This window comes from Haloplanus sp. GCM10025708, from assembly GCF_042663985.1.
Lineage (GTDB): Archaea > Halobacteriota > Halobacteria > Halobacteriales > Haloferacaceae > Salinirarus > Salinirarus marinus.
Genome location: NZ_JBHSZA010000011.1, coordinates 230,737 through 245,016, shown reverse-complemented (window position 1 = coordinate 245,016; position 14,280 = coordinate 230,737). Strand labels below are relative to the sequence as shown.

Annotated in this window: 14 protein-coding genes, 1 tRNA gene and 7 pseudogenes; 7 read left to right on the top strand and 15 right to left on the bottom strand. The window is 69.0% G+C overall.

Going from position 1 to position 14,280, the window contains the following annotated elements; genetic code table 11:
* Positions 1-28: 28 nt before the first annotated feature.
* The 5 genes and pseudogenes from ACFQJD_RS04305 to ACFQJD_RS04285 all read right to left on the bottom strand — a co-directional run bounded on the left by ACFQJD_RS04305 (position 29) and on the right by ACFQJD_RS04285 (position 2,240).
* A pseudogene (locus tag ACFQJD_RS04305) lies at positions 29-783 on the bottom strand (proteasome assembly chaperone family protein).
* A 4-nt stretch (positions 784-787) separates the two neighbouring features.
* A complete protein-coding gene (locus tag ACFQJD_RS04300; protein WP_379796406.1) occupies positions 788-970 on the bottom strand; it encodes an RNA-protein complex protein Nop10 in 183 nt (60 codons plus the stop codon).
* Positions 967-1,767 carry a translation initiation factor IF-2 subunit alpha gene (locus ACFQJD_RS04295; protein WP_379796404.1) on the bottom strand — a complete coding sequence of 267 codons (801 nt, stop codon included), beginning with the start codon at positions 1,765-1,767 and terminating at the stop codon, positions 967-969. The genes ACFQJD_RS04300 and ACFQJD_RS04295 overlap by 4 nt, the downstream gene beginning before the upstream one ends.
* 15 nt (positions 1,768-1,782) lie before the next feature.
* Positions 1,783-1,956, bottom strand: coding sequence for a 30S ribosomal protein S27e (locus ACFQJD_RS04290; RefSeq protein ID WP_379796402.1), 174 nt, complete (start codon positions 1,954-1,956; stop codon positions 1,783-1,785).
* A gap of 2 nt (positions 1,957-1,958) precedes the next feature.
* Positions 1,959-2,240, bottom strand: a complete 282-nt coding sequence (locus ACFQJD_RS04285) for a 50S ribosomal protein L44e (RefSeq protein WP_379796401.1) — start codon at positions 2,238-2,240, stop codon at positions 1,959-1,961.
* A gap of 200 nt (positions 2,241-2,440) precedes the next feature.
* On the opposite strand from ACFQJD_RS04285, the gene ACFQJD_RS04280 reads away from it, so the two are divergent.
* Positions 2,441-2,674 (top strand): HAH_0734 family protein, encoded by a 234-nt coding sequence (locus tag ACFQJD_RS04280; protein ID WP_379800391.1) that lies wholly within the window; start codon positions 2,441-2,443, stop codon positions 2,672-2,674.
* On the opposite strand, the gene ACFQJD_RS04275 is transcribed toward ACFQJD_RS04280, so the two are convergent.
* The 3 genes and pseudogenes from ACFQJD_RS04275 to ACFQJD_RS04265 form a co-directional block, all read right to left on the bottom strand.
* Entirely contained in the window at positions 2,671-3,543 is an 873-nt protein-coding gene (locus ACFQJD_RS04275) for a DUF2298 domain-containing protein (protein ID WP_379796399.1), read from the bottom strand. The two genes, ACFQJD_RS04280 and ACFQJD_RS04275, sit on opposite strands and share 4 nt — an antisense overlap.
* An 80-nt stretch (positions 3,544-3,623) precedes the next feature.
* Positions 3,624-4,624 (bottom strand): annotated as a pseudogene (locus ACFQJD_RS04270) (DUF2298 domain-containing protein); the annotation flags it as partial.
* A complete protein-coding gene (locus ACFQJD_RS04265) occupies positions 4,546-4,971 on the bottom strand; it encodes a hypothetical protein (RefSeq protein ID WP_379796397.1) in 426 nt (141 codons plus the stop codon). The pseudogene ACFQJD_RS04270 and the gene ACFQJD_RS04265, both read right to left, overlap by 79 nt.
* A 91-nt stretch (positions 4,972-5,062) precedes the next feature.
* On the opposite strand from ACFQJD_RS04265, the pseudogene ACFQJD_RS04260 reads away from it, so the two are divergent.
* The 3 genes and pseudogenes from ACFQJD_RS04260 to ACFQJD_RS04250 all read left to right on the top strand — a co-directional run bounded on the left by ACFQJD_RS04260 (position 5,063) and on the right by ACFQJD_RS04250 (position 6,440).
* Positions 5,063-5,846: pseudogene (locus tag ACFQJD_RS04260) on the top strand (glycosyltransferase).
* Positions 5,839-6,296, top strand: a pseudogene (locus tag ACFQJD_RS04255) (GtrA family protein). The pseudogenes ACFQJD_RS04260 and ACFQJD_RS04255 overlap by 8 nt, the downstream one beginning before the upstream one ends.
* Positions 6,297-6,365: 69 nt before the next feature.
* A tRNA-Met gene (locus ACFQJD_RS04250) sits at positions 6,366-6,440 on the top strand.
* 176 nt (positions 6,441-6,616) lie between these two features.
* Here ACFQJD_RS04250 and ACFQJD_RS04245 read toward each other — a convergent pair.
* The 7 genes and pseudogenes from ACFQJD_RS04245 to ACFQJD_RS04215 all read right to left on the bottom strand — a co-directional run.
* Positions 6,617-6,832 carry a hypothetical protein gene (locus ACFQJD_RS04245; protein WP_379796395.1) on the bottom strand — a complete coding sequence of 72 codons (216 nt, stop codon included), beginning with the start codon at positions 6,830-6,832 and terminating at the stop codon, positions 6,617-6,619.
* A gap of 258 nt (positions 6,833-7,090) precedes the next feature.
* The gene (locus ACFQJD_RS04240) at positions 7,091-7,504 is read right to left on the bottom strand and encodes a Rieske (2Fe-2S) protein (RefSeq protein WP_379796393.1); all 414 of its coding nucleotides are present in this window, start codon (positions 7,502-7,504) and stop codon (positions 7,091-7,093) included.
* A gap of 44 nt (positions 7,505-7,548) precedes the next feature.
* Positions 7,549-7,713 carry a hypothetical protein gene (locus tag ACFQJD_RS04235; RefSeq protein WP_379796391.1) on the bottom strand — a complete coding sequence of 55 codons (165 nt, stop codon included), beginning with the start codon at positions 7,711-7,713 and terminating at the stop codon, positions 7,549-7,551.
* A complete protein-coding gene (locus ACFQJD_RS04230; protein ID WP_379796389.1) occupies positions 7,710-7,886 on the bottom strand; it encodes a helix-hairpin-helix domain-containing protein in 177 nt (58 codons plus the stop codon). The genes ACFQJD_RS04235 and ACFQJD_RS04230 overlap by 4 nt, the downstream gene beginning before the upstream one ends.
* A gap of 401 nt (positions 7,887-8,287) precedes the next feature.
* A complete protein-coding gene (locus ACFQJD_RS04225; RefSeq protein WP_379796387.1) occupies positions 8,288-9,103 on the bottom strand; it encodes a shikimate dehydrogenase in 816 nt (271 codons plus the stop codon).
* Between the two features lie 39 nt (positions 9,104-9,142).
* Positions 9,143-9,856 (bottom strand): universal stress protein, encoded by a 714-nt coding sequence (locus tag ACFQJD_RS04220; RefSeq protein WP_379796385.1) that lies wholly within the window; start codon positions 9,854-9,856, stop codon positions 9,143-9,145.
* Between the two features lie 35 nt (positions 9,857-9,891).
* Positions 9,892-10,011: pseudogene (locus tag ACFQJD_RS04215) on the bottom strand (universal stress protein); the annotation flags it as partial.
* A gap of 115 nt (positions 10,012-10,126) precedes the next feature.
* Between ACFQJD_RS04215 and ACFQJD_RS04210 the strand changes: the two are divergent.
* The 3 genes and pseudogenes from ACFQJD_RS04210 (at position 10,127) to ftsZ (ending at position 14,176) form a co-directional block, all read left to right on the top strand.
* Positions 10,127-11,534, top strand: a pseudogene (locus ACFQJD_RS04210) (sodium/calcium exchanger protein).
* Positions 11,531-12,870 (top strand): annotated as a pseudogene (locus ACFQJD_RS04205) (D-aminoacyl-tRNA deacylase). The pseudogenes ACFQJD_RS04210 and ACFQJD_RS04205 overlap by 4 nt, the downstream one beginning before the upstream one ends.
* Positions 12,871-13,024: 154 nt before the next feature.
* Positions 13,025-14,176, top strand: a complete 1,152-nt coding sequence (gene ftsZ, locus ACFQJD_RS04200) for a cell division protein FtsZ (protein WP_379796382.1) — start codon at positions 13,025-13,027, stop codon at positions 14,174-14,176.
* The last annotated feature ends 104 nt before the right edge of the window (positions 14,177-14,280 follow it).

The window sequence follows — 14,280 nt, the reverse complement described above, 5'->3', positions numbered from 1 at the left end:
GCGGGCGCTAAAGAATCGCTCGCCCGACTCAGCCGATGTACCGTAGGTCGTCTTCGGTCGGCACCGCCGCCTGCTGGCTCTGCATCTCCTGAATCTTCCCGACGACTTCCTCCATCTCCTCGGCGCGCTCCTCCAGAGTCTCGTAGTCCACCTCGAAGTCGAGGACCTCCTGCAGGACTTCGAGGACGGCCCGCGCGCTCTTGGGGTCGACGAGGTAGCCGCTGGTCTCGCCCATCAGACAGGCCGCGTCGTGGCCGCGCCGGCCGCCGAGGCCGAGCAACAGGCCGCTGACGCCGACGATGCCGCCGGCGGGTTCGTTCTCGCGGAACTCCACGCCCGCGTCCGCCAGGTCGGAAACGAGGGCGTCGTCGCTCACCGCGCCGACGACGTGGTACTCCTCGACGAGTTCGCCCGTCGGGACGCCTCCGAGGGCGAATATCCGTTCGACGCCGTAGTCCTCGGCGACGTCGAGGAAGGCGTCGGTGACGTGGTAGTGGCCGGCGTTGCTCCCGGCCTGGTGGTCGCCGGTCAGCACGAGGAGGTCGACGCCGTCCAGTTGGACGGCGTGAAACTCCGCGCAGGCGAGCTCGGCCACGCCGTCGTCGACGGTGACCTGTGGCGGGAACTCGTCGGCGAAGACGCGACAGACGAGTTCGCTCTCGAACTCCTCAGCAGGTGTTCGACGGCGAGCGTTCCCACGTGACCGACGCCGGGTAGCCCCTCGACGAGGACCGGGTCGGAGAGGTCCGGCTCCGCGACGACGTCGACCTCGATTTCTTCCATAGCCCTACTCCCGGACGCGGCGTTTAAGAGCGCGTCGGTACTCGCCGTAGGTGTCCTCCGGGCTGAACGGGGCCGGAGCGCTGTTGACGGCCTCCGCACCGCATTTCGGACAGGTATCAGAAAGCGTGTACACCGGGCGTTCGTGGCAGTCGCGCCACGCCGAACACACCCGGATGTCGGATTTCATTCGTCTTCGGTTTCGCGTTCGCGGTGGTAGTGGGCGGAGCCGCCCACGGTTTCGATGGCCTCACGAGCGCGGTCGGCGGCGTCTTCGAGCGCCGTCTCGGCCAGCTTGTAGTCGGGAGCGCGTACCTTGATGCGGTACTCCGGAGCCCCGACGTAAGAGACCGAGAGGTCGACCTCCTCCGACACCTCGCCGTTGCCTTCGGCGGCCTTCAGCGCCTCGCGGATGTGGTCGACGCCGTCGCCGGTCGGACAGCGGATGTCGACGTAGCCCGTGACGTTGACGTACGGCACCGAGACGTTCTCGCGGGCCGCCTCGACGACGGCGTCGATCTCCTCTTCGCTCAGGTCGACGTCGTCGAGCGCTTCCGTCCCGTGGATGGCCGCCCGTTCGAAGGCGTCGTAGAGCGTCTCGAACTCGGCGAGCAGGGCGTTGGCGACGGCGGAGTACTGCTCGTCGGAGACGTCCTCACCGAAGGCGATGCTCATCCAGTTGTCCGCCTTCTGCTCGTTTTTCCACTCCTGGATCTTGTCCTTGCGCTGGTGTTCGTTGACGTCCTTCAGCGAGAGGTCGATCTGCTGGGCGCTCTCGTCGACGTCGAGCACCTTCGCGACGACCGTCTGTCCCTCGTTGACGTGGTCGCGGACGTTCTTGATCCAGCCGCTCGCGACTTCGCTGATGTGGACGAGGCCGCGCTTGTCCTCGTACTCCTCTAAGTCGATGAAGACGCCGAAGTCGGCGATCTCGTCGACCTTGCCGACGACGAGTTCGCCGGATTCGGGCCAGCCACTGTACTTCATGCGAGTACCACCCGTCTATCGCGCCTCGACGGTTTCGACGACGTCGCCCTCGTAGGCGGTCTTACCGCCGGTGGGGCGAGCGAGGGTGCTGCCGCAGACGGCGCAGTTGACCGCCGTCGAGACTTTGCCGAAGACGACCTGTTCGTTACCGCAGTCGGCACACTGGACGCGGACGAAGTTCCCGGCCATCGTTACTCCTGGAACTCCAGTCGGCCGGCGCGCCATCCTTCGCGCATGTGCGCCTTGCCACAGTCCGAACAGCGGTACTTCAGGTGCGTCTTCTTCGTGGGCTTGTCGCCGCCCGGCACCTTCGAGAACTTACCGGAGTTCCCGATGCGGCCCCGCTTGCGTTCGCGCTGACGGTCGATCCACTTCATCCCCGTCTCGCGTCCGCGGCGGACTTTCTCCACCTCGTGTTCTTGGTGGGCGTTGCAGTGCGGACAGTAGGTGTTGAAACGCCGTGGCATCTGCATAGATATCTACCTTGGTCGGTTTTGGACACCGGTCGTTAAAACCCGTTTGGTATCGCGCCGGTGAGGAGCCGACCGTGGAGTAGAGTCGAGAGACGTCGAAGTTCCAGTACCCCGCTCCACGGCACACAATCCGAAGCGATTAAGCCCGGACTCGTCGAACGCGCACGCATGCAGAGCCTCATCGTCAGGGGGACCCGGGCATCCGAAAGGGTGCCATCATCGAGTACGACGGGGAAGAACAGATCTGTTTCGCCATCCAGCGGCAGGGCGACTACCACGGCCCCGACGAGGTGCAACTCTGGTGTACCATCGGCACCGAGGACGAGCGCGAGGCCTTCGAGAAACGCCAGTTCGTCCCGCACTGGCTCGACGTCGACTCCATCGACGCCGACGCGCTCGACGTCGTCGAGGCGAAAAGCGAACTGGCCGTCTAAGTCACGCGGTAGATCGTCACCGCGTCCGTCTCGTAGAACACCTCGACGCCCGCCGTATTCTCGAAGGAGACGTCCCCGTACCGCGCGCGTTCGGCCGGCCCGACCCAGACGTACACCACGTCGTACGTTTCGAGGAGTGCCATCCGCCGGTCCGTCCGACCGGTGTAGATGGCGTCGACGTCCCTGACTCGCGAGAGGTACGCCTCGGTACCGCGGTAGCCGACCTCGTGGTGCCAGCCCGCGACGGTGGGGATGCCCGTGAGACTCGCCGCCGGACTGGAGTTCCAACTGTACATTCCGGGCGGCGCGGGAGCGGACCCGCCGGGACCGGGATAGCGATGCGTCGCGGGGGCCGAAATCATGTTCGGCTGGCCCGAAAGACGGTCGAGGCGGCGAATCGCCGGCGCTTCGTCGGGGTGTTCGCGCTCGACGAACGCCGTCGCGTCGAGGGTCGGCCCGCCGGCGCGTCCGCCCTCGACGTGCGCCGAGAGCGCGAGGCCGGCGTACAGCGCCGTCGAGAGGACGAGCGCGACGGCGAACGCGGTCCGGAGATAGCGGCTCGTCTCGGACGGGACGGACACCCCACCCGGCCAGCGGACGAACGCCGGGAGGACGGCACCCATCGCCGTCCCCCAGAGCACCCACACCTGCATGTACGTCTTGAAGACGGTGTTCATGCGCAAGGGGCCGGCCTGTTCTTTCACGTAGACGAACTCGACGAGCGTGACGAGTCCCGCGCCGGCGACGACGAGAACCGTCTCGTAGCCGACGGGACGGTCCATGCGGAGGGCGACCCAGCCGACGACGAGGAGCGGGCCGACGGCGAGGAGGACGGCGGCGTCGTGGACGAACGAGACGGCCGCCAGCACGGCAGCGCGACGAGCAGGGCGGAGATCCGCTCGACGCGCAGGCGGTCGAAGAGATAGGCGTAGAAGGCGAGCAGGAACGCCCCGTGGACGAGGGCGAGTGCCCCGAGGCTACTGCGCTCGCCGGCGGCGAGAAGCGCCACCTCGCGCCCGCCGCCGGCACCGAGGAGAAACGACCCGACGAGCGGCGCGGCGACGACGCCCGCGACGGCGACGACGAGGGCCGCCCCGACGACGCGCCGGAGTTCGGCGGCGAGCGAGTCGCCCGCCGCGTCGACGCGCGCGGAGACGAACCGCGGAAGCAGCGTCCACGGATCGGCCGGCGCGAACGTCACCGCGAGGAACGCGAGCCCGAACACCGACGGGAAGCTCCAGGTGTCGACGATCACCTGCATCCCGGCGAGGACGGGCACGGCCGCAAACACGAGGACGCGCCGCCGCGTCCGCCGCGCCGCGGACGTCCGGTAGTAACTGAAGCCGAGCGCGGCCGCGAGCAACAGGAACGGCGTGCCCATCATGTGGGCGTGCAGGTCGCCGTTCAGCCACGCGAACAGGGGAACTCGTTTATCGTTCCCGGGATGACGCGGCTGGCGTCCCAGTAGGAGAACGTTCCGAGCCCCGAGAGCGCCTCGCCGACGGTGTAGCGCGTCCGATCGGCTACCGCCCGGGCGACGGACTCCCGAAGCGGCGACGGGAGCGCCCCGAGGACGAACCGCCCGGCGGTGACGAGGTTGCTCGCGACGCCGACGAAGAAGACGGCGACCAGGCCGGCGACGCGGGGCGACCCGGCGCGTTCGTCGGCGACCGCGCCGGCGAGGTCGTAGGCCGCAGTGACGAGCGAGGCGTAAAAGCCCGCCAGCGCGAGGTTGTACGCGTAGCGCGGCGGCGTCGCCGCGAGGCGGGCGAGCAGCGTCGTCATCAGGTGGCCGCCGTAGTAGTAGCGGACGGGTTCGCCAGCGAACCACACGTCCTCGGGCGGGAGCCGGGTGGTCCGCGAGAGCGACTTCAACAGGCCGAAGTCGAGGAACTTCTCGCCGCCGAGTGGCTGCACCGACGGATCGACCGCCCGGACGGCGACGACCAACAGGAAGCCGGCGAGAAAGACGGCCGCCGTCGCGGCGAGTCGGCGCCCGTCGAGCGCGCGGACGGCGGGTGCGAGCGCGAGTTCCCGGTCCGCGAGCGCCCCCAGTCGAGCGCGGCGACGGCGGCGACCGCGAGCAGGAGCGAGCCGCCAGCGACGAGCGCGAGCGGCCCGAAAGTGACGCGTCCGACCCAGTACGCGCCGGTGGTGAGGACGACGAGCGAGACGGGGAGGGCGAAGCCGACGCCGCGGGTCGCCAGCGGTGCGAGCAGTCGCGCGGCCACCGGGAGTCCGACGGCGAACAGCGCCGCGTAGACGACGAGCCAACGAACGAGGAGACCGAACTCCATCACCTCACGGAACGGAACAGCGCGCGTAAACCGTTTGTGGTCGACGGGGCGAGTCGGACGCTTTTTTATCGCCGTCGCGTAAGGAGCGTGCATGACGCGCTCCGTGGGGGTGGTGATCCCGGCGTACCGGCCGGACGTCGATCGGTTGACGACGTACGTGGACGCGCTCAGGGAGCGACTGGATCCCGCGGAGATCCGCATCGAACTCGACGCGGCGACCCCCGAAACCGTCGAGCGACTCGACTCGCTCCCGGCGGCGGTGAACGTCGCACCCGCCCGACGCGGGAAGGGCGCGGCCATCACCGCGGGCTTCGAAGCGCTCGGGACGGACGTCCTCGCGTTCGCCGACGCCGACGGGAGCACGCCCGCGGCGTCGTTCGCCGAGGTGGTCGCACCGGTCGTCGACGGAGCGGCGGACGTCGCGACCGGATCGCGCCGCCATCCCGACGCGGCGGTGAAATCCCACCAGACGTTCGCCCGTCGGTATCTCGGCGACGGCTTCGCGTGGCTCGCACGCAGGCTGCTGGACGTACAGCTCTACGATTACCAGTGTGGCGCGAAGGCGCTCACGCGCGACGCCTGGGAACGCGTCCGCGCGCACCTCCACGAACCCGGCTTCGCGTGGGACATCGAACTGCTCGCCATGGCCGACGCCGTCGGCTGTCGCGTCGTCGAGGTACCCGTCGTCTGGGAGGACCAGCCCGAATCGACGGTGTCGCCGGTCGAGACGACGCTCCGACTTGGGAGGGTTGGTCGTCGCCCGTCATCGGGCGCGCGTCCTCCGTAACGACCCGCTGCATCGGCTGCTCGACGTCCGACGCCGACGCCCGCCGGCACTGATAGACAGCCTCGCGGTGGAGGCGACCGATGAGTAACGACTCGGGGCGGCTCACCGCCCTCCTCTCGGGAGTCCGCTTCGGGCAGTTCGCCTCCGTCGGCGCGGCGGGGGCCGTCCTCGACACGGCGACGGTGGTGCTTCTCACGACGCAGTTCGGCGTCTATCGCGGCGCGTCGAAACTCGTCGGGGCGGAACTCGCGATCGTGCTGATGTTCCTCATCAACGAGCACTGGACGTTCGCCGAGGAGGGCGCGGCGGGGGCACGGGCGTTCGCCGGGAGATTCCTCCGGTCGAACGTCGTCCGAGCGGGGGCGTCCTCGTCGCCACCGCCGTCTTCGTCGTCATCTCCGGCCTGCCGGTGACGCTGCCCGTCGGCGGCGAGGGGACGTGGCTCGTCGTCGCCAACGTCGTCGGCATCGGCGCGGGAACGTTCGTCAACTACGTCGCCGAGAGCCTGTTCACGTGGCGCGTCACCAGAGGGGTGTAATCGCGCCGAAAACTACCATACGGTACCCGAATCACAACCCTTAACTCCGCGACCCGATTTGTACCCGATAGCGGGATGGGATAGCCAGGAGATTCCGCCGGGCTCATAACCCGGAGATCGGTGGTTCAAATCCACTTCCCGCTACTTCTCCGACACTCACCGGCGAACAGTGAGGCGTAGCTGCTGTTCGCCCGAGGCGGTGACGCTGACGGCGTTTCCGCGTCGGTCTCCCTGTACACAGACGACCGTCGGCGAGAGCCGCCGCACTCGACGAGACCGGTCGACCGCTACGCCCGAGCACCGCCCGGGGCGTACTCGGCTCAGAAGGTGACGTCGGGCTGGTCGGCCACGTCTCGTCCCCGCGTAAACGAGAGGAGAACGCCGGTCAGGAGGAGCAACAGCGCCGGCAGGGCGAAGTACGCACCGAACGAAACCGTCCCGAGGCCGGCGATCGCCGTCGACGTGACGGAGAGCGTCCAGACGAGCCACCGTCGATCCGTCCGGACGGCGAACACCGCCAGCGCGGAGATGACCAACAGCGCGGTCGGGGCGGGAGCGTCCAGGGACCGCTCGCGACGTCGGGAGCGTACGCGACGCCCGACTTCCGTACGGCCTGAACGACGGCGTCCCGCCACCGCGAGACGTACCGCGTCACGAGGGGAGAGACGTCCAGAATCGAGACGGCCCCGGCGAGGCCGGCGAGCGCGGCGAGGAGTCCGGACGCCGTAGCGATGCGCTTGGGGAGGGAGGGCTGGGCGGCCATGAAAGCACGTCTGCGATCGGACGGCAAAAGGTTACCCCGAGAAGCCGATGCGGCTGCTCGACGACCGGTCGCGGTCCTCGTCGGGGCCGAGGCCGACGAACTCGTAGCTGTCGTCGAGATACACCGCCCCGTCCTCGACGGTCACGTCGACCGTCGCCAGCGTCGCGCCCTTGCACGGGCCGAAATCGCAGCAGCCCGACGACTTCTCGAACGTCGCACCGTGTTTCTGACAGATCAGTTCCCCGTTCCGGACCGTCGCCCCCGATCCCTTGTCGAGGCGGACGTCGACCCAGTGCGGACAGTAGTTCTCGAAGGCGACGACGGATCCGTCGTCGAGCCGGGCCAGAATCGCTTCCGTGACGTCGCCCCCGTTCCGAAATCGGAACAGGAGCGTCCCGTCGTCGGGCACGTCTTCGACCGGCGCAACTCGGCTCTCGTCGTCCATTCTCGTGGTCGCAAAATCGGCGTCGGAACAAATGCCTGCCGGTATCAGTAGTGTTCGAGTTCGACCCGGGCGTCCGCGAGGTCGGTGGTGGCGTCCCACGCGAACGGGTCGCCGCCGTAAACTCGACACGGTGACGGCGTCGCCGAGCGCGAACCCCGGCCGGTCACCCCGACCGTCGCCTCGTCGCGGGAGACGAGCGAGCCGTTCACGTGGTACAGTAGTCGTTCGCTCGCTCGATCCACCGCGAGACGCGCGTCTCGGAGAGATCGGTCGCCGCCGCGAGTTCGGCCGCGTCGGCGTCGCGCAGGTCTCCCACCGTGTAAACGTCGGCGTCCCCCAGTCGCTCGGCGTACGCCGGTCCGATGCCCTTGAGTACGTCCACCGATTCGGCGGCGTCCGGGTGACGGCCGGGTTCCGCCTCCTCGATTTCGACGTCGGTGTCGACGTCCTCGGACTCGGGACCGGCGGCCTCGGCCGGTTCGGCCGCTTCGACCCCTCCGCGCTCTCGTCGACGAGCGATTCGGTCGACGCCGACGCAGACGTCTCGGTGGCGACCGGTTCGTCGACGGCGTCGGCGTCCTCGCCGACATCCCGTTCGACGCGGACCGTCGTGTCACTGCGTTCGCGTTCCGTGGAGGACCCGCCCCCAGTCAACATGGATTTGAGCTTGTCGAGCAGTCCCATTGTACGCCCGTATGCCCTCCCGGTAATTAAAAGCCGCTGCGTCGGCCGGCACTGCCGAATACCGACGGTACGACGCGCCGTCCGATGGCTGCACGCGCTCTACAGACGCGCACGGAGGGCGACGTTCATCGCGTCGACGGGGGCGTCGCGCCCGGTCCAGCGTTCGAACGCCTCGACGCCCTGGAAGAGCAGCATCCACGCGCCGTCGATGGTCGTCGCGCCGGCCGCTTCGGCGTCTCTGAGGAGGCGTGTCTCGACGGGCGAGTAGACGGCGTCGAGGACGGTGAGCCCCGAGTGGAGGGCGTCGGCGGGCACGGGCGTCTCGTCGTCGTCCATGCCGACGCTTGTCGCGTTGACGAGGACGTCGGCGTCGGCGATCCGACCGGGGAGCCCGTCGAGACCGCCGGCCGTCACCGTCGCGTCCTCGGCGGCGCGCACGTCCGCCGCGAGTCGCTCCGCGCGGTCGACGGTCCGGTTGGCGATGTGGACCGTCGCGCCGGCGTCGGCGAGGGCGAACGCGACCGCCCGACCGGCACCGCCGGCACCGACCAGGACGGCGTCGCGGCCGGCGAGCGAGACGTCGTAGCGGTCGAACGACCGCGTGACGCCCGCGGCGTCGGTGTTGTACCCGCGGGGCGGCGACGTCGAGAAGTCGACGGTGTTGACGGCACCGATGCGGGCCGCGAGGGGGTCCGGGTCGACGAGTTCGAGGACGTCCTGCTTGAAGGGAATCGTGACGTTCAGCCCGGAGACGCCGAGCGCGTCGGCCCCCTCGACGGCGGTCGCGAGCGCCTCGGGGTCCGGTTCGAACGTCACGTACCGGGCGTTCATACCGAGTTCGTCGTACGCCGCCTCGTGCATCGGCGGCGAGAGCGAGTGACCGACGGGGTTGCCGACGAGGCCGTACACGTCCATGTCGGGGGCGTCGCGCTACAGGGCGAAAAACGCCCCGCTCTACGCCACCGGGACGACCAGCACCGGCACGGCGAGGACGCGCAACACGCGGTCGGTGACGCTCCCGAGCGCCTGGCCGGTGAAACTGGTTTCGCCCCGGGAGGCTATCACCACGAGTCCGACGTCTTCGGCCTCGACGTACTCGCGAACGCCGGTGTGTGCCCGGCCGCGAACGACGTCGCGCACGACGTCGAGGTCGTCGAGGTCGCCGGCCGCGTCGGAGAGGTCGTCGACGTTCTCGCGGGCCTGCTCCAGCAGTCGGTCGACGTACGCCTCGCTGACGCCGCCGACGTCGAAGATGCCGGCTTCCCGCTGGACGTCGAGAACGCTGAGGAGGTGGAGTGTGACGCCGTACCGTCGCGCCACGTCCGCGCCGTACGGGGCCGCCCGCCTGGACGCGTCGCTGCCGTCGGTCGGGACCAGCACGTCCCCGAATTCGGGCGCGCCGTCCCGCAGTCCGGCGGGAACCGCCAGCACGGGGACGTCCGTGTTCCGGAGGACCCGCGTGAGGGCGCTCCCGAGCAACCGTTCGCCGAGGCCGGTGTGACCCTGCTGGCCCATGACGACGAGGTCGGCGTTCGTCTCGTCGGCCCGGTCGACGATGCGCGTCTGTGGTCGCCCCTCGGCGAAGCGCGTCTCGACGTCGACGCCCGCGTCCTCGCCCTCCGACGCAACCTCGTCGAGGGCGCGTTCGCCCCGTTCGCGGAGGGACACGTCCGGTTCGGCACCGGGCTGGCGGGGGATCTTCCCCCGGAAACGAACAGCGCCTCGACGTCGGCGTCGTACGTCGCCGCGAGTTCGAGTCCGAAAGTCGCCGCGCGATACGCACACTCGCTCCCGTCGACGGCGAGCAGGATACGACTGAACATCGGTCACCTGGGCGTCGATTCGACCAACGCGACCATAACGCTGTCCCCGTCTGTGGCGTCGTCCCGACTCTCCGAAATCACAAGTGTTACCTGTGCTATCCGTGTCGGTGTCCACATGATTCGGGAACGGCTCGGACATCCGCTGTCCGCGCTCTTTTTCGCGTTCCTGCTGACGGGGCCGTGGGTGTACATCGAACTGACCGGCGGGCCGAGTGCGTACGGCCTGAGCCACCTCGGAACCGTCGCAGTCAGCGGCGTCGCCGTTCTCGGCGCGTCGTTCCTGCTGGCGTGGGGGCCGAAACCGCCGAGAAAGACGTCCCGCGGGCGTTCGCTATCGCCGTGCTGGCAGTGCTCGCGGTGGCTCCCGAGTACGCCGTCGACGCCCTCTACGCGTGGACGGCCGGTGCAAACGTGGGCACCCCCGCGGCGCGGAGGCGGCCAACCTCGCCGTGGCGAACATGACCGGCGCTAACCGCATCCTCATCGGCCTCGGGTGGTCCGGAATCGCCATCTTCACCGTCTATCAGGCCAAGCGCACCCGCGACCCGGCCGTCGAGACGCGCGACGGGTGGCTGGCCGACCGGGTCCACATCGACCGATCGCTCGCCCTCGAGATCGTCTTCCTGCTCGCGGCGACGGCGTACGCGCTCGCCGTGCCGCTGGGCGGCGGCATCGGCATCCTCGACACCGTCGTTCTCGTCGGCCTGTACGTCGTCTACATCGGCGTCATCCTCAGAGGCGACGTCGAGGAACACGAAGAACACGTCGGCGTGCCCGCCTACCTCCAGGAGTTCGCCAGACGCCACCGCGTCGCCATCACCCTCTTTCTGTTCGCGTTCTCCGGGGCGATGATCTACACCGCCGTCCACCCGTTCGCACACGGCCTCGAGGAACTGGGGCAGGCCGCCGGCGTCCCGCCGTTTTTCATGATCCAGTGGATCGCGCCGCTGGCGTCCGAGTCGCCGGAACTCATCGTCGTGGCCTATCTCGTCAACAAGGCGCGCTCGACCGCCGGCTTCAACGCGCTCATCTCCTCGAAGCTCAACCAGTGGACGCTCCTCATCGGGACGCTCGCCGTCGTCTACAGCCTCGCCGCCGGACAGGTCGGGACGCTCCCGTTCGACCACAAACAGTCCGCCGAGATCTGGATCACGGCCGCACAGAGCTTCTTCGCCATCGCCATCCTGACGAACTTCTCGATCAGCGTCCGTGAGGCCGTCGCGCTCCTCGGACTGTTCGTCTCCCAGGTCGCCATAGAGTACGCCATCATCCAGACCGTCGCCGACCCTGCCCGGGCCGAGCACCTCAGCATCCTCGTGCTGGACGGGTACACCGTCGTCTATCTCGTGTTGGGCGCGGTGCTGTTCGTCGCTCGCCGCGACGAACTCAGGGCATCGTGCGGACGACGGCGACGACGATCCAGGACGCCTTCACGGCCTCGGACCCGGCGGTCGACCAGGCCGACTGACCCGCGATCCGAGACCGACTCACTTTTCGGCCTTCCCGCGTACTGCCCACCGTGATCGCCATCGTCGTCAGCCGCGCCGACGGCGCGTCCGAACACGTCGGCGACCATCTGCTGGACCTCCACGAGTGGACTGAACACGAGGACGGCAGTCGCCCGGACGCCGAAGGCGGCGGCGCTTACTACCGGACCGAGGGGTTCTCGCTCCGGACGTTCGACGACCTGCACATCTACCTCGACCGCCCCGCCGCGGCGTTCGACGACCCCGACTACCTCGTCTTCGCCTCGCGCCACTCGGGCGAGACGGGGGCGCTCCTGACGGCCCACTTCACCGGTAACTTCGGCCCCGCCGAGTTCGGCGGGGACGACGGCGCGTTCGCCCGCGCCTGTCCGAACGCCCAGTCGGCCGTCGTCGACGCGCTCGCCGCGCACGCTCCCGAGGCGTACGACGTTGCCATCGAGTGTACGCACCACGGCCCGACGGACGTGGGCGCGCCGTCGATGTTCGTCGAACTCGGGAGCGGCGAACCGCAGTGGGCGGACGCCGAGGCGGCCCGCGCCGTCGCCCGCGCCATCCTCGACCTGGACGGGGTCGCGCCCACCTGCGACCGGCAACTCGTCGGCTTCGGCGGCGGCCACTACGCGCCCCGGTTCACGCGCGTCGTCCGCGAGACGGCCTGGAGCGTCGGCCACGTCGCCGCCGACTGGTGTCTCGACGCGATGGGCGACCCCGAGCCGAATCGCGACGTCCTCGGACGCGCCGTCGACGCCAGCGACGCCGACTACGCCCTCGTCGAGGAATCGAGTCCGGCGCTCGAAGCCGCCCTCGACGACGTGGGCGTTCGAGCCGTCAGCGAGACGTGGGTCCGGGAGACGGACGGCGTGCCCCTCCCCGTCGTCGAGTCGGTCGAGGCCGACCTCTCGTCGGTCGACGACGGCCTCAGGTTCGGCGACGCCGCCCGAACGGACGGCGATACGAACGGGACGGACGGCTACGCCGTCGTCTCCCTCCCCGACGCGTTGCTCGCCGAAGCGGCCGGGATCGACGCCGACGCGACGCGCGACGCGGTACGGGCGCACACCCTCGCCTTCGAGACGACGGAGGGGGGACGCGACCGGTCGGGCGGGCCGCCGTCGCGACCGAAAGCGATCGGGAGTCGCTGATCGACGCTCTGGTCGACGTCCTGCGCGAGAAGTACGACGCGGTAGAGCGGACGGGAGACGAACTCGTCGTCCGACAGGTGGGGTTCGACCCGGAGAAGGCACGCAAACTCGGCGTCGACGAGGGGCCGGCGTTCGGCCGTCTGGCGGCCGGCGAGGCCGTTGAAGTCGGCGGCGAGCGCATCCCGCCGGAAGCCGTCCGGAGCGAGCGCGTGTCCCGATTCCCCGTTTAGGCCCCGCTTTCGCTCCGGCTGCGGATACGTCACAGGCTAGACGAGTTAGACGCGTTCCCATCGCGAGATACGTCAGCGAACGGAGGTGCGTCAGACGCCCGCATGACAACGGGCGGAAAGATAAATAGGCTGGCCGCCGCAATCCGACGCATACATGGACTCTCTTGTCGAGGACGCAATCGACGAAGCCGAAGAACCGGGGGATGGGGAGACGCGGGACGTCGGTGAGACGGTGAGCGACGACCGAGACGCGCAGACGTCGGGGAAGATGACCGACGAGGAACTCGAAGACGTCCTACAGGATCTGCAGACCAACATCACCGTCGTCGGCTGTGGCGGCGCGGGCGGCAACACGGTCAACCGGATGGCCGAAGAGGGCATCAAGGGCGCGGACCTCGTGGCGGCGAACACGGACGTCCAGCACCTCGTCGACGTCCGGGCAGACACCAAGATTCTGATGGGCGAGCAGAAGACGGGCGGCCGCGGCGCGGGATCGCTCCCGCAGGTCGGCGAGGAGGCCGCCCTCGAATCCCAGGAGGAAATCTACGACTCCATCGACGGCTCCGACATGGTGTTCGTGACCGCCGGCCTCGGCGGCGGCACCGGCACCGGGTCGGCCCCCGTGGTGGCGAAGGCGGCCCGCGAGTCCGGGGCCCTCACCATCGCCATCGTGACGACCCCGTTTACGGCCGAAGGCGAGGTCCGGCGCACGAACGCGGAGGCCGGGTTGGAACGTCTCCGCGACGTCGCCGACACGGTCATCGTCGTCCCGAACGACCGACTGCTCGACGCCGTGGGGAAACTCCCCGTCCGACAGGCGTTCAAAGTGTCCGACGAAGTGCTGATGCGCTCGGTCAAGGGCATCACCGAACTCATCACCAAACCCGGCCTCGTGAACCTCGACTTCGCCGACGTGAAGACGGTCATGGAGAAAGGCGGCGTCGCCATGATCGGCCTGGGCGATAGCGACTCCGAACAGAAGGCCCAAGACTCCGTGAAATCCGCGCTCCGGTCGCCGTTGCTGGACGTCGACATCTCGAGTGCGAACTCCGCGCTGGTGAACGTCACCGGCGGCACCGACATGGCGATCGAGGAGGCGGAAGGCGTCGTCGAGGAGATCTACGACCGCATCGACCCCGACGCCCGCATCATCTGGGGGACCTCCATCGACGAGGAACTCGACGGCAAGATGCGCACGATGATCGTCGTGACGGGCGTCGAGTCGCCCCAGATTTACGGTCGGACGGAAGCCGACGAGGCGGAGGCCCAGACCAGTCGCAAAGACGAGATCGACTACGTCGAGTAGTCGTCGCGCGTTCGACGACGGTGAACGCACCGCTACAGACCGGCGCTGCTTTCGGGCGGCGTACTCGCGTCCGTTCGATTCGCGTTCTCGACCCCGCGATGCAA